We start from the raw sequence: 13,041 nt of genomic DNA on the forward strand, positions 1-13,041 counted from the left end.
CATATTGCACCGCACGCATCTCGTGCGCCGCGCGTTAATGCCGTGCACGCGTAGCTCCCATGAAAGCGGTGACGCGCGCAAATTTGCCGTTGTACTTCGGAACGGTTCTAATAAGCTAACCCAATGACGTCATTCAGAAACCAGATCGAAGCGCGTTAAGCGCTCGCCAAGCTCAAACAAAAAAGGCCGCGGGGTCTTCGGGCCTGCGCGGACAGGGTAGGAATGAAACCGACCGACATCGCGGCCCCCGACTACTTTCACAAAGTGGTCGATTGCCAATGGGCCTGTCCTGCGCACACCCCGGTTCCCGAATACATCCGATTGATCGCCCAAGGCCGCTACAGCGATGCCTACATGATCAATTGGAAATCGAACGTATTTCCCGGCATTCTGGGACGCACCTGCGATCGTCCCTGCGAGCCGGCGTGCCGGCGCGGACGCGTGGAGGAAAATCCTGTCGCGATCTGCCGCCTCAAGCGTGTTGCAGCGGATTTCAAGGACGACATCAGGCAGCGGCTGCCGAAGCCCGGGCCGAAGAACGGCAAGCGCGTTGCGCTGGTCGGCGGCGGTCCCGCTTCGCTGACGGTGGCACGCGATCTCGCGCCGCTCGGCTATCACTGCACCGTGTTCGATGCCGACCCGGAAGCCGGCGGCATGATGCGCACGCAGATCCCGAAATTCCGCCTGCCCAATTCCGTGATCGACGAGGAGACCGGCTACATCCTCAATCTCGGCGTCGAGTTCAAAGGCGGTCACCGCATCGACAGCATGAAGGCGCTGCTCGCCGAGAAATACGACGCCATCTTCGTCGGCTCCGGCGCGCCGCGCGGCCGCGAGCTCGAGCTTCCCGGCCGGAAAGAGGCAGCCGCCAACATCCATATCGGCATCGAATGGCTGGCCAACGTGTCGTTCGGCCATGTCGACAAAATCGGCAAGCGCGTCATCGTGCTCGGCGGCGGCAACACCGCGATGGATTGCTGCCGCACCGCACGCCGGCTCGGCGGCGAGAAAGTCACGGTGGTCGTGCGTTCCGGCTTCGACGAGATGAAGGCCTCGCCCTGGGAGAAGGAGGACGCGATCCACGAGGATATCCCGATCCTCAACTACATGGTCCCGGTGGCCTTCAAGCATGTCGCCGGCAAGCTGATCGGCGTCACCTTCCAGCACGTCAAAGCCGAATACGACGCCAAAGGCCGCCGCAACCTCGTGCCTTCGGGCGATCCCGATCAGACCATTCCCTGCGACGACGTGCTGGTCGCGGTCGGTCAGGAGAACGCCTTCCCCTGGATCGAGCAGGATTGCGGCATCGAGTTCGACAAATGGCACATGCCGAAGGTCGATCCGAAGACCTTCGCCTCGACCAACCCGAAAGTGTTCTTCGGCGGCGATGCCGCGTTCGGCCCGAAGAACATCATCTGGGCGGTCGCGCACGGCCATGACGCCGCGCTGTCGATCCACAAGATGCTCTCGGGCGAAGCGGTCGACGAGCGGCCGCTGCCGGAGGTGCAGATCTCCTCGCAGAAGATGGGCATCCACGAATGGAGCTATGACAACGACATCTCGCCCGACAAGCGCTACAAGGTGCCGCATCGCGACAAGGTCGTTGCGCTGAAGGACATCCGCGCCGAGGTCGAGCTCGGCTATGATGTCAAGCTGGCGCTCGGCGAAGCGCATCGCTGCCTGAACTGCGACGTGCAGACCGTGTTCTCGACCTCGCTCTGCATCGAGTGCGACGCCTGCGCCGACATCTGCCCGATGGATTGCATCACCTTCACCGCCAACGGCGAGGAAAGCGATCTGCGCCAGCGCCTGAAGGCGCCCTCCGCGCATCCGGACCAGGACCTCTACGTCTCCTCGGACCTGAAGACCGGGCGGGTGATGGTGAAGGACGAGGATGTCTGCCTGCATTGCGGGCTGTGCGCCGAGCGCTGTCCCACCGGCGCCTGGGACATGCAGAAATATTTCATCGAGATGACCCACGCAGGTTCGACATGTCCGACAAAAAGCCGATCAGCAGCGTAAACGACTTCGTCGTCCGCTTCGCCAACGTCAACGGCTCGGGCTCGGCCAGCGCCAACGAGATGTTCGCGCGCGCGATCCTGCGCCACGGCGTGCCTGTCAGCCCACGCAACATCTTCCCCTCCAACATCCAGGGCCTGCCGACCTGGTACGAGGTGCGCGTGACGGAAGCCGGCCATCTCGGCGCACGCGGCGGCGTCGACATGATGGTGGCGATGAATCCGCAGACCTGGGACAAGGACGTCGCCGGCATCGAGCCCGGCGGCTACCTGTTCTACGATTCCACCAAGCCGATGCCGTCGACCAAATTCCGCGACGACATCACAGTGATCGGCGTGCCGCTGACTGCGATCACCAACTCGACCTATACCGATCCGCGTCAGCGACAGCTGTTCAAGAACATCATCTATTTGGGCGCGCTCAGCGCGTTGCTCGACATGGACCCCAAGCTGATCGAGCAGCTGATCGGCGATCAGTACAAAGGCAAGGAGAAGCTGCTCTCCTCCAACGTCCATGCGCTGCATCTCGGCCGCGACTGGGCGCTGCAGAACCTGAAATGTCCGATTGGGCTGCGCGTGAAGAAGTCCGACAAGGTCGGCGACCGCATCTTCATCGAGGGCAACAGCGCCGCCGCGCTCGGCGCGGTCTATGGTGGCGCCACCGTGTGTGCCTGGTATCCGATCACGCCGTCCTCGTCGGTGGCCGAGGCTTTCACCGCCCATTGCAAGAAGTACCGGCACGATCCTGAAACGGGCAAGGCGAAATACGCGATCGTGCAGGGCGAGGACGAGCTCGCGTCGATCGGCATCGTGATCGGCGCGTCCTGGAACGGCGCCCGCGCCTTCACGGCGACCTCCGGCCCCGGCATCTCACTGATGACGGAGTTCATCGGCCTCTCGTACTTTGCCGAGATTCCGGCCGTGATCATGAACATCCAGCGCGCCGGGCCCTCCACGGGCATGCCGACCCGCACCCAGCAATGCGACATCATCGCCTGCGCCTATGCCTCGCATGGCGACACCAAGCATGTGCTGCTGTTCCCCGAGGACCCGGCCGAGGCCTTCGAGTTCGCGGCCGCCGCCTTCGATCTCGCCGAGCGGCTGCAGACGACGATCTTCCTGATGCTCGATCTCGACATCGGCATGAACCACCGGCTCTGCCGCCCGCTGAAGTGGGACGATGCCAGGCAATATGACCGCGGCAAGGTGATGACGGCGGCGATGCTGGAGGAAGGCCGCGACTTCGGCCGCTATCTCGACGTCGACGGCGACGGCATTCCCTACCGCACCTATCCCGGCACGCATCCGACCAAGGGCTCCTACTTCACCCGCGGCACGTCGCGGGACCGCTATGCGCGCTACTCCGAGGAAGGCACGGTCTACGCCGACAACATGCAGCGCCTGATGCGCAAGTTCGAGACCGCGCAGGACCTGGTGCCGCGTCCGCTGCAGGCCAATGCGGAACGGCCGACCAAATATGGCGTGATATATTTCGGCTCGACCTCGCCGGCGATGGACGAGGCGATCGGCCTGCTGGAAGCGCGCGGGCATCAGCTCGACCGTCTGCGCATCCGCGCCTTCCCGTTCCATTCCAGCGTGGCCAGCTTCCTCGCCGAGCACGATTTCGTATACGTCGTCGAGCAGAACCGCGACAGCCAGCTGCGCCAGCTCATCGTCAACGAGAACGGCATCGATCCCGTCCGGCTGGTGCCGATCGTGCATTACGACGGCACGCCGATCACTGCTCGCTTCATCGCCAAGGCCATTGGCGACCACCAGGACCACCTCAAGGTGACCCCGCTCCGCAAGGCCGTTTCATGACTTACATCGCAAAACCGAAATTCCATCATCCGGGTCTGAAGAAGAACGCGCTCGGCTACACGCATCGCGACTATGAGGGCAAGATCTCGACGCTATGCGCGGGCTGCGGCCATGATTCGATCACGGCCTCGATCATCGAGGCGTGCTACGAGCTCTCGATCGAGCCGCATCGGGTGGCGAAGATCTCCGGCATCGGCTGCTCGTCGAAGACGCCGGACTATTTCCTCGGCAATTCGCACGGCTTCAATTCCGTGCACGGCCGCATGCCATCCGTGCTGACAGGCGCCAATCTCGCCAACCGCGATCTGATCTATCTCGGCGTCTCCGGCGACGGCGATTCCGCCTCGATCGGTTTCGGGCAGTTCGCGCACTCGATCCGCCGCGGCGTCAACATGACCTATATCGTCGAGAACAACGGCGTTTACGGCCTGACCAAGGGTCAGTTCTCGGCCACCGCCGACCGCGGCTCGAAGAGCAAGAAGGGCGTCACCAACACCGACAACGCCATCGACCTCGTCGCCATCGCGCTGCAGTTAGGGGCCACCTTCGTGGCGCGCTCGTTCTCCGGCGACAAGAGCCAGCTGGTGCCGCTGATCGCCGCCGCGATCGGCCACAAGGGCGCGTCCTTCATCGACGTGATCAGCCCCTGCATCGCCTTCAACAACCATGCCGGCTCGACCAAGAGCTTCGACTATGTCCGCGAGCACAATGACGCCGTGAACCGGCTGGATGTGCTGGTCGGCCGCGACCCGATTGCGGTGGACTACGCGCCCGGCACGGTGCAGGTGGTCGAGCAGCACGACGGCAGCAAGATCGCGCTGCGCAAGATCGATGCGGATTACGATCCGCACGACCGCCTGGGCGCCCAGACCTTCCTAGCAAGGCACGCCGCCAAGGGCCAGATCGTCACCGGTCTTCTGTACGTCGACCCTGAGGCCGAAGACCTGCACGAGCATCTCAACACGGTCGAGACGCCGCTCAACGCGCTGGAGGCGGACACGCTCTGCCCGGGCTCGGCGGTGCTGGACAAGATCAACGCCAGCCTGCGGTGATCATCTTCGCGCTGATGCCGCCGGCCTGACGCGTATCGTGATCTTCTCCGACACGACGGGTGGTTCGAACGGATAGTGCTTGGCGTCGCCAAGCACCAGTTGCAGCGTGTGCGTGCCCGGCGGAAGCTCGAGAAACGTTTCGGTTTGTCCGGCTCCGAAATGCAGATGGGACTTGTCCTGCGGAATCGGCTCCTTGGCATCAATGGGGTCTTTCACATCGATCAACAGATGATGGTGGCCGGCATTGTGGTAGTCGTCACCGGCATGCGTCACGCCCATGTTGCGCAGGCCGAACCGGACCCAAAACCCACCACGGATCTTCTGGCCGTCATACGGCGAGATGAAATAAAGCTTGGCGTCCTTTGGCGCAGTTTTGCCTTGCGGATAGGCCGCGCCGGGGAGCAATGCGATGGCGGCCGCGAGCGCGATACAGGAAACGATCTTCATCAAATTGACTCCAGTACCTACGGACTGAGCGCGATCCGGAATCCATGCGTGGGGTAACGGACGCCGGTGTCGTATCCACCGCGGTTTGACGGCCGCACATATCTCGAATCGTTCTTCCAGGAGCCTGAGCGCAGGACATGAGAGCCGCAGTCAGGGCTAGTCCACGCCGAGCCGTCGCTGGGCGCGCCCTGATAGGTCCGGTGCCAGCAGTCTGCGACCCACTGATCGATGCCGCCGCCCATGTCGTAAAGCCCGAATGGATTGGGCTTGAAACTGCCGACCTTGGCCGGCTGCTCGGCCGCAAGTTCACCGCAATCCTTGCAGCCGGCCATGCCCGGCTGCAGCTTGTCGCCCCACCAATATTTGGTCTGTGTCCCGCCGCGTGCCGCATATTCCCATTCGGCTTCGCTCGGAAGCCGGTAGGGCTTCTTTGTCGCCTGCGCGAGCCAGGCGACATATTGCTGCGCATCGGTCCAGCTCACATTGCTGACCGGGGCATCGTCCTTGCCAGTGGCCGTGAATCCGCACGCCTTGGCGGCAGCGCATTCGTTCCACTCCTGCACCGTTACCGGATATTTTCCGATCGAGAACGGCTTGATCGTGACCTGATGGACGGGTCGTTCGGTCGGATCGTCATTGCTTCCCATCGCGAAGCTGCCGCCACGAATGGCGATCATTTCGGGTTCCCGGACCGGCGTCACCGATGGACTGGATGCCGGAGACGGTGAAGGCGATGCTGCGGGCGGTGGCACCGTTGTGGGCAACGGAGAAGCCGCGGGTGCGGCTTGTGGCGCCGGTGCTGCCGGGCTCGGTAATGACGGAACGGATTGCGGCGTCGGCGAAGCCAACGGCGCCGCGATCGGGGGAGCGGCAGCCTGTTGCCCCACCTGGCTGCGGTGCTGCACCAGCACGTACCAAAGCACGTAGCCGGCAATCACCAGCAATGCCGTGATCAGAAGAAAGAGCAGGACGTTCTCGCGCCGGCTTCTTGTCTTGCCGACGGCATCAGCGTCCGGCAGCACACGATACACGCGCACCGGATCGGTGATGTTCTTGACCTTGCGGTCGCCGAGTGACTCATAACCGCACACGATCTTGTGTTTGATCTGCTCGTAGATCGCGCCGGATATGAAGACCTGCCCCGGCTCCGCGATGCCCTCGATACGCGTGGCGATGTTGACGCCGTCACCATATATGTCGTCCGGCTCCACGATGACGTCACCGAGATTGACTCCGATCCGATATTCGAGCCGGGAATGCTTGGGAATCGAGGCGTTGCGGCCGACGAGATTCTGCTGGATGACGATGCTGCATCGAACGGCTTCCACGGGACTGTCGAAAACGGCGATGAAGCCGTCGCCGGTCGTCTTCACCAGACTTCCATGGTGCTCGATGATGCTGGGCTGGATGATGTCGCGCTCGATCCGCTTGACGCGGGCGTGCGTGCCTTCCTCGTCGGCCTGCATCATGCGGCTGTACGAGGCGATGTCACCGACGATGATCGCGGCAAGGCGACGAGGCATTCCGCTGTGCGGCGGCGGCTCGTCGTGATTTCCGGGTCTGAAGTTGCGAATTTCGCCCATGCGGGGGACTCCACAAACTTGCAAGGCAGCCCCAGCCTACGAGCGCCAAAAGGCGGTCGTCTGTGAAGGCTACCACATTGACGAACCGAGACAATGTCGCGGCACGCACCGACGTTCGGGTTCCCGGCAATCAAGTCGTCACACCCCTTGAACCTTCTTGATCGGAGCGGTGACTAAGTCCCGCCGTGGCCGCTGCCCGACAACGAGCGACGTGCGGCGGTTGAACGCGCTCCACTTCGCCTGCGACCAATGGCAGACCGGCCCGCGGATGGCGGGCGGATGCCCATCAGGCGCTCGGTGCGACCATGAAGCTTGCCCTTGTCCTTCCGCTTGTTCTTCCCCTTGCCTTCGCTGCATTGACCGGCGCTGCCCGCGCCGAGGAAGTCGACGATATCCGCGAGGCCAGTAAGGCCGAGGCCGAGACCTTCAATACGCGGATGTATGCGAAGCCTCCCGGCGACAAGGCCTATGCCTGCTTCGTCCGCCGCTACGATGCCGACCATCTGGCGCGGCATCCGAAGCAGAAGGTCGCCGCGATGAAGCTGCTGATCTCCGCGGAATTCGACAAGGAGGACAAGGAGCTTCACCATTCCTTCCGCCTTGGCTTCAGGTACCGTCACCGCAGCGGCGATTTCGACTCCAGCGGCTCGTGCAACCACGCCGTATTCACCAGGAGCGGCGACGAGGTCCGCCTCGGCTGCGGCGTCGACTGCGATGGCGGCGGCATCGGCGTTGCGCTCTCCAAGGACGACAAGTCCGCGATCGTCCGGCTCGAACGTGTCAGGGTCTGGCAGAACAACAAGCCGGACGATGACGCCGAGCATTCGCTGACCGCCGGCGCCGACGACAAGATTTTCCGCCTCGACCGCGCCGACAATCGCGAGTGCGCCTCGCTGGTGACCGACCGCAAGGAACTCGCGGCGCTGCGCCACAAATGATATGCCTGCGTAAATTCGGACTTCGTCGAGGAGATCGCCATGAACCGTCGGAACATCCTGTGGAGCGCCGTCTCGGCACTCGGTGCGGCGCTTGGCGTCTCCAGCGCGAAAGCCACCACCGCCACCGCGCCGTCGAACAAGCTCAAGGTGGCCTATCACCTCAGCGACGCCGAGAAGGTCCATTTCGTGCTCGGCAATATCCAGAACCACATCGACGGCGTCGGCGGCCCCGAGCACGTGACGATCGCGCTGGTGATCCACGGCCCGGCGCTGAAGGCGTTTCACTCGGCGCAGGCCAACCCCGACGTCAGCAAGCGCGTCGGTGACTTCTCCCAGGGCGGCATCGAGCTCGCCGCCTGCGGCAACACGATGAAAGCGCAGAACGTGACGCTGAGCGAGCTGCTGCCGGGTTTCATCAACGCCGAGAAGGGCGGCGTGGTGCGGCTCGCCGAGCTGCAGTCGCAGGGGTATCTGTATTTGCGGCCGTAGGCGGGCACGGCGATGGCTGGCGCAGCCCTTTCCGCGTCATTGCGAGGAGCCCTTGCGACGAAGCAATCCAGACAGCCTCCGCGGACAGATTCTGGATTGCTTCGCTGCGCTCGCAATGACGGGGAGTATGGCGGCGCCGCAGCCCTCGTCGTACTTGACTTACCCATAACTCCACAGTTATGTGTCTATCCATAACCTCCCGGTTATGGATTTTTCATGACTCCCACCCCCGACCTTCTGTTCAGGACGCTCGCCGATCCCACCCGGCGAGCGATCTTCGAGCGGCTGTGCCGTGAGGGGGAGCAGACGGTCGGGGCGCTGACGGCACGATCCGGCGTGTCGCAGCCGGCGGTGTCGAAACATCTTGGCGCCCTGAAGCAGGCGGGCCTGGTTCGCGACCGGCACGAAGGACGGCAGACCCATTACAGCGCGCAGCCCGGTGCGCTCAATCCGCTGATCGACTGGACCGGCCAGATGGCCGGGTTCTGGCAGAAAAGGTTAGATGCCCTCGACGATCTCCTGAAGAGGATGGACCAATGAACGCCCCCGCCGAGACGCGCTCCGTCGTGATCGAGCGCGAATTTGCCTATCCCGCCGAGCGGCTCTGGCGCGCGCTGACGCAGCCGCATCTGATCGAGGAATGGCTGATGAAGAACGACTTCAAGCCGGTCGTCGGCCATCGCTTCAATCTGCGCGGCGAATGGGGCGGCGTGCTGGACTGCGAGGTGCTCACCATCGAGCCGCAGAGGACGCTGGCCTACACCTGGAATTTCTCGCACGAGGACGCCGCGTTCGATCTCAAGAGCATCGTCACCTTCACACTGACGCCGACGAGCGCCGGCACCCATCTGCGCGTCGAGCAGGCGGGCTTCCGCCCGACGCAGAAACAGGCGTTCGGCGGCGCGCATGCCGGCTGGAAGCAGTTTTTGGCCAAGCTGGACGATTTGCTGGCGCGGGCGAGCTAGCTCCACCACCCATTCCGATCATTCTCAAAGGAGGTCCCAATGAGCACGCCTATGTGGATTCGGCAGATTCATCGCTGGCTGTCGATGGCTTTCACGCTTGCCGTCATCGCCAACATCGTGGCGATGACGATGCAAGTCGAGGCCGTGTGGATCGGCTTCCTGGCGCTGGTGCCGCTGATTCCGCTGCTCGCGACCGGGCTCTATCTGTTCGCGCTGCCTTATCGCGGCCGCAGCAACGCGTGAACGAGGCCATGATGAAGAAGCCCGTGGCGGCGAAGACGAGCAGCGCGAAGCAAGCAGGTACCGCCTCGCCATCCAAGCTGATCGACGGCCGGATCAAGGAGCTCGGCGACTGGCGCGGCGAGATGCTGGGGCGGGTTCGCGCGCTGATCAAGGAGGCCGACCCTGATGTCGTCGAAGAGTGGAAATGGCGCGGTGTTCCAGTCTGGGAGCACGACGGCATCATCTGCACCGGCGAGACCTACAAGGAGGTCGTGAAGCTGACCTTCGCCAAGGGCGCCGCGCTGGCGGATCCCGCAGGTCTCTTCAATTCCAGCCTCGACGGCAATGTGCGCCGCGCGATCGATATTCGCGAGGGCGAAACGATCAACGAGAAGGCGTTGAAGGCGCTGATCCGCGCGGCGGTCGAGCTGAATGCGAGCAAGAAGAAGCCGGGAAAGCGATCAGCCTCGTAGACGCGATGGGCCGCCACAAGTGCCTTCCTTCTCCCCTTGCGGGAGAAGGTGGCGCGAAGCGCCGGATGAGGGGTCTCCATCGGCACGGGAGAGTGCGGAGAGATACCCCTCACCCCAGTGAGCTTATGTCTGCCGGCGTCGCTGCCCTCTCCCGCAAGGGGCGAGGGCACATCAATGCGCATCTCGCGTGGTGCCCCATGTAGGCAGTCCCCGTCACGCCACCGCCGCCGCGATCGGGCGGGGGCTGACGACGTATTCGCGCAGCACCTTGTCGTTGGCATCGACCTCGATCAGTGCGACGTCGTAGGTCCAGAGATCGGCCAGGTGCTGGAGCACGCGCTTGGCGTCGGTCTCGTTGAGCTGCGAGCCCTTGATGACGTGGTGATGCAGGATCAGGCGGCGGTCGCCGGAGAGATCGACGTCGACCACCTCGATATTGGCGTCGATGAAGCCGACATCGTGCTGCCGCGCCAGCTCGCGGCGGACGCGGCGGAAGCCGCGCTCGTCGTGGATGGCGTCGACCCGGATGCCGGCGCGCTCTTCGGGATCGTCGTGCAGGTGGAACATGCGGAAGTGCCGCATCAATTTCGGGCTCAGGAATTGGCCGATGAAGCTCTCATCGCGGTAATTGGCCCAGACGTCGCGCAGCACGCCCATGACGTCGCCCTTGCCGGCGATGTCGGGAAACCACTCGCGGTCCTCGTCTTCGGGATTGCTGACGATGCGCTCGATGTCCTGCATCACGGCAAAACCGAGTGCGTAAGGATTGAAGCCCGAGAAGCGCGGGTCGTCGAATTCGGGCTGGAACACCACATTGGTGTGCGACCCCAGAAATTCGAGGAAGTTGCCGTCGCTGATGCGACCCTGCTCATGCAGCTTGGTCATGATGCGATAATGGACGTAGGTCGCCGTCCCCTCGTTCATGACCTTGGTCTGGCTCTGCGGATAGAAATATTGCGCGATGTGGCGAACGATGCGGAGCAGCTCGCGCTGCCAGGGCGCCAGCCGCGGCGCGCTCTTCTCCAGGAAATAGAGCAAATTCTCCTGCGGCAGGCCGAGCAGCTTGCGGCGGCGCTCGATGCTGAGCGTGGAGCGGCTCTTGGCGGCGCCCTTCGGCACGGTGCGCCAGAGATCGTTGAAGACCTCCTCCTCGTGCTGGCGGCGACGCCCTGCCCGCTTCTCCTCGGCGCGCAGATCGAGCTTCTTCTTGCCGGGATAACGGTCGATGCCGTGCGACATCAGCGCGTGCGCGGCGTCGAGCGTGCGCTCGACCTCGATGCGGCCGTAGCGATCCTCGCACTGCATGACGTAGTTCTTGGCGAAGTCGAGATAGTCCAGGATGCCGTCGGCATCGGTCCATTGCTTGAACAGATAATTGTTCTTGAAGAAATGGTTGTGGCCGAAGGCGGCGTGCGCGATCACCAGCGTCTGCATCGTCGCCGTGTTCTCCTCCATCAGATAGGATATGCAGGGCGAGGAGTTGATGACGATCTCGTAGGCCAGCCCCATCAGGCCCTTGCGGTAGGACGCCTCATGGAACGCGAAGTGCTTGCCGAACGACCAGTGCTTGTAGAACAGGGGCATGCCGACCGACGAATAGGCGTCCAGCATCTGCTCGGCGGTGATGACCTCGATCTGGTTCGGATAGACGTCGAGGCCGAGATCCTTCAGCGCCACCTCCTCGCAGGCATCGGTGATGCGCTGCAAGGTGTGGAAATCCCAATCGGCGCCTTCGAACAAACGTTCCTTCATGGAGCGGCCTTCTCCTGGGCAGTGTCGCGGCGCTGGAACAGATCGTGGAATACCGGGAAGATCTCGCTGCGCTCCGAGACCTTGCGCATCGAGAGCGGGGCGCCGCTGTTGCGCAGGCGTTCGTAGAGGCTCCAGAGCGAGGAGTCGGAGAGATCGAAGGCGCTGCCGCCGGCCTCGCCGACCTCGAGATAGGCGAAGAACTGGCAGACCGGCAGGATCTTCTCGGTCAGGAGGAGCCCCGTGAGCTCGCCGTCGGAATAGGAATTGTCGCCGTCGGAAGCCTGCGCGGCGTAGATGTTCCAGTCCGACGGGTTGAAGCGCTCGCGCACGATCTCGTGCATCGCCTGCAGCGCGCTGGAGACCAGCGTGCCGCCCGAGGCCGGACCGTAGAAGAAGGTCTGCTCGTCGACCTCCTCGGCGCGGTCGGTGTGGCGGATGAACACGATCTCGACGTGCTTGTAGCGCCGCTTCAGGAACACGTAGAGCAGCATGTAGAAGCGCTTGGCGAGATCCTTCATGTGCTCGGACATCGAGCCGGAGACGTCCATCAGGCAGAACATCACGGCCTGCGCGACGGGCTTGGGCACCGTCTCGAAGCGCCGGTAGCGGATGTCGAGCGGATCGATGAAGGGGATGCGCTTGGACTTCGCCTTCAGCGTTTCGAGCCGGGCCACGAGAGCCGCGCGATCGTCCTCGTCGGTGCAGGCTTCGATCGCGGCTTCCAGCTCCTCGATCTCGTCCTTGCGCGGACGCTTGAGCGCGATGCGGCGGGCGAGCGCGAGCTTCACCGTCCGGCTCACCGAGATGTTGGCGGGCGAGCCGGTCATGGTGTAGCCGGCGCGCTGGATGCCTTCGCTCTCGGTCTGTGCGATCTTGCGCTTGGCGAGATCCGGAAGCTCGAGGTCGTCGAGGAATAGATCGACGAACTCATCGCGGCTCAGCACGAAGCGGAAGGCGTCCTCGCTGTCGCCTTCGCCGGGACCGGAATCCTTGGCGCTGCCCTGGCCGGAGCGCTGGAGATAGTCGCCTTCGATGAACTTCTTGTTGCCGGGCAGGACCATGTCGCGCGTCCCGCCTTCACGGCGGAAACGCGGCTCGTGCATGCCGTCGAGTGGAATCGTGACCTCACCCCCCTCCAGGACGTCCTTGATGTCGCGTTCCTGCGAGGTCTTCTTGACGGCGCCCTGCACCAGGGATTTGGCCCGACGCAAGAACCGCTGGCGGTTCTCAAGACTCTTGCCGCCTGGATTCAGGCGCCTGTCAATAATGTGAATGGGCACT

General features: G+C 63.5%; 13 protein-coding genes. 9 read left to right on the forward strand and 4 right to left on the reverse strand.

The window, feature by feature from the left end; genetic code table 11:
- The first annotated feature begins 222 nt into the window (after nucleotides 1-222).
- Genes GA0061099_RS04110 through GA0061099_RS04120 form a run of 3 tightly spaced genes read left to right on the forward strand, consistent with a single transcriptional unit; the run spans nucleotide 223 to nucleotide 4,891 of the window.
- Nucleotides 223-2,022, forward strand: a complete 1,800-nt coding sequence (locus GA0061099_RS04110) for an FAD-dependent oxidoreductase (protein WP_036027274.1) — start codon at nucleotides 223-225, stop codon at nucleotides 2,020-2,022.
- A complete protein-coding gene (locus GA0061099_RS04115) occupies nucleotides 1,992-3,839 on the forward strand; it encodes a 2-oxoacid:acceptor oxidoreductase subunit alpha (protein ID WP_036027277.1) in 1,848 nt (615 codons plus the stop codon). Before GA0061099_RS04110 ends, GA0061099_RS04115 begins: the two co-directional genes overlap by 31 nt.
- On the forward strand, nucleotides 3,836-4,891 hold the full coding sequence (locus GA0061099_RS04120; protein ID WP_036027279.1) for a 2-oxoacid:ferredoxin oxidoreductase subunit beta: 1,056 nt from the start codon (nucleotides 3,836-3,838) through the stop codon (nucleotides 4,889-4,891). Before GA0061099_RS04115 ends, GA0061099_RS04120 begins: the two co-directional genes overlap by 4 nt.
- On the opposite strand, the gene GA0061099_RS04125 is transcribed toward GA0061099_RS04120, so the two are convergent.
- Complete coding sequence (locus GA0061099_RS04125; RefSeq protein ID WP_036007306.1) at nucleotides 4,892-5,338, reverse strand: DUF4399 domain-containing protein; 447 nt, start codon at nucleotides 5,336-5,338, stop codon at nucleotides 4,892-4,894.
- Between the two features lie 17 nt (nucleotides 5,339-5,355).
- Nucleotides 5,356-6,921 (reverse strand): SUMF1/EgtB/PvdO family nonheme iron enzyme, encoded by a 1,566-nt coding sequence (locus GA0061099_RS04130; protein WP_074447548.1) that lies wholly within the window; start codon nucleotides 6,919-6,921, stop codon nucleotides 5,356-5,358.
- A 305-nt stretch (nucleotides 6,922-7,226) separates the two neighbouring features.
- Here GA0061099_RS04130 and GA0061099_RS04135 point away from each other — a divergent pair, with 305 nt between their 5' ends.
- From GA0061099_RS04135 to GA0061099_RS04160, 6 genes are all read left to right on the forward strand, one after another.
- On the forward strand, nucleotides 7,227-7,859 hold the full coding sequence (locus GA0061099_RS04135; protein WP_036027283.1) for a hypothetical protein: 633 nt from the start codon (nucleotides 7,227-7,229) through the stop codon (nucleotides 7,857-7,859).
- A gap of 39 nt (nucleotides 7,860-7,898) precedes the next feature.
- A complete protein-coding gene (locus GA0061099_RS04140; protein ID WP_036027284.1) occupies nucleotides 7,899-8,348 on the forward strand; it encodes a DsrE family protein in 450 nt (149 codons plus the stop codon).
- A gap of 216 nt (nucleotides 8,349-8,564) precedes the next feature.
- On the forward strand, nucleotides 8,565-8,888 hold the full coding sequence (locus GA0061099_RS04145) for an ArsR/SmtB family transcription factor (protein WP_036027285.1): 324 nt from the start codon (nucleotides 8,565-8,567) through the stop codon (nucleotides 8,886-8,888).
- Complete coding sequence (locus GA0061099_RS04150; protein ID WP_036007293.1) at nucleotides 8,885-9,313, forward strand: SRPBCC family protein; 429 nt, start codon at nucleotides 8,885-8,887, stop codon at nucleotides 9,311-9,313. The genes GA0061099_RS04145 and GA0061099_RS04150 overlap by 4 nt, the downstream gene beginning before the upstream one ends.
- Nucleotides 9,314-9,352: 39 nt before the next feature.
- Entirely contained in the window at nucleotides 9,353-9,556 is a 204-nt protein-coding gene (locus GA0061099_RS04155) for a hypothetical protein (RefSeq protein ID WP_036007290.1), read from the forward strand.
- A gap of 11 nt (nucleotides 9,557-9,567) precedes the next feature.
- A complete protein-coding gene (locus GA0061099_RS04160; RefSeq protein ID WP_036027326.1) occupies nucleotides 9,568-10,008 on the forward strand; it encodes a DUF1801 domain-containing protein in 441 nt (146 codons plus the stop codon).
- Nucleotides 10,009-10,221: 213 nt separating this feature from the next.
- Here GA0061099_RS04160 and GA0061099_RS04165 read toward each other — a convergent pair whose 3' ends face one another.
- Entirely contained in the window at nucleotides 10,222-11,760 is a 1,539-nt protein-coding gene (locus tag GA0061099_RS04165) for a SpoVR family protein (RefSeq protein ID WP_036007288.1), read from the reverse strand.
- Nucleotides 11,757-13,034, reverse strand: coding sequence for a YeaH/YhbH family protein (locus tag GA0061099_RS04170; protein WP_193375195.1), 1,278 nt, complete (start codon nucleotides 13,032-13,034; stop codon nucleotides 11,757-11,759). The genes GA0061099_RS04165 and GA0061099_RS04170 overlap by 4 nt, the downstream gene beginning before the upstream one ends.
- Nucleotides 13,035-13,041: the final 7 nt, after the last annotated feature.

Origin of the sequence: Bradyrhizobium yuanmingense (assembly GCF_900094575.1) — a bacterium.
Taxonomy (GTDB): Bacteria; Pseudomonadota; Alphaproteobacteria; order Rhizobiales; family Xanthobacteraceae; genus Bradyrhizobium; species Bradyrhizobium yuanmingense.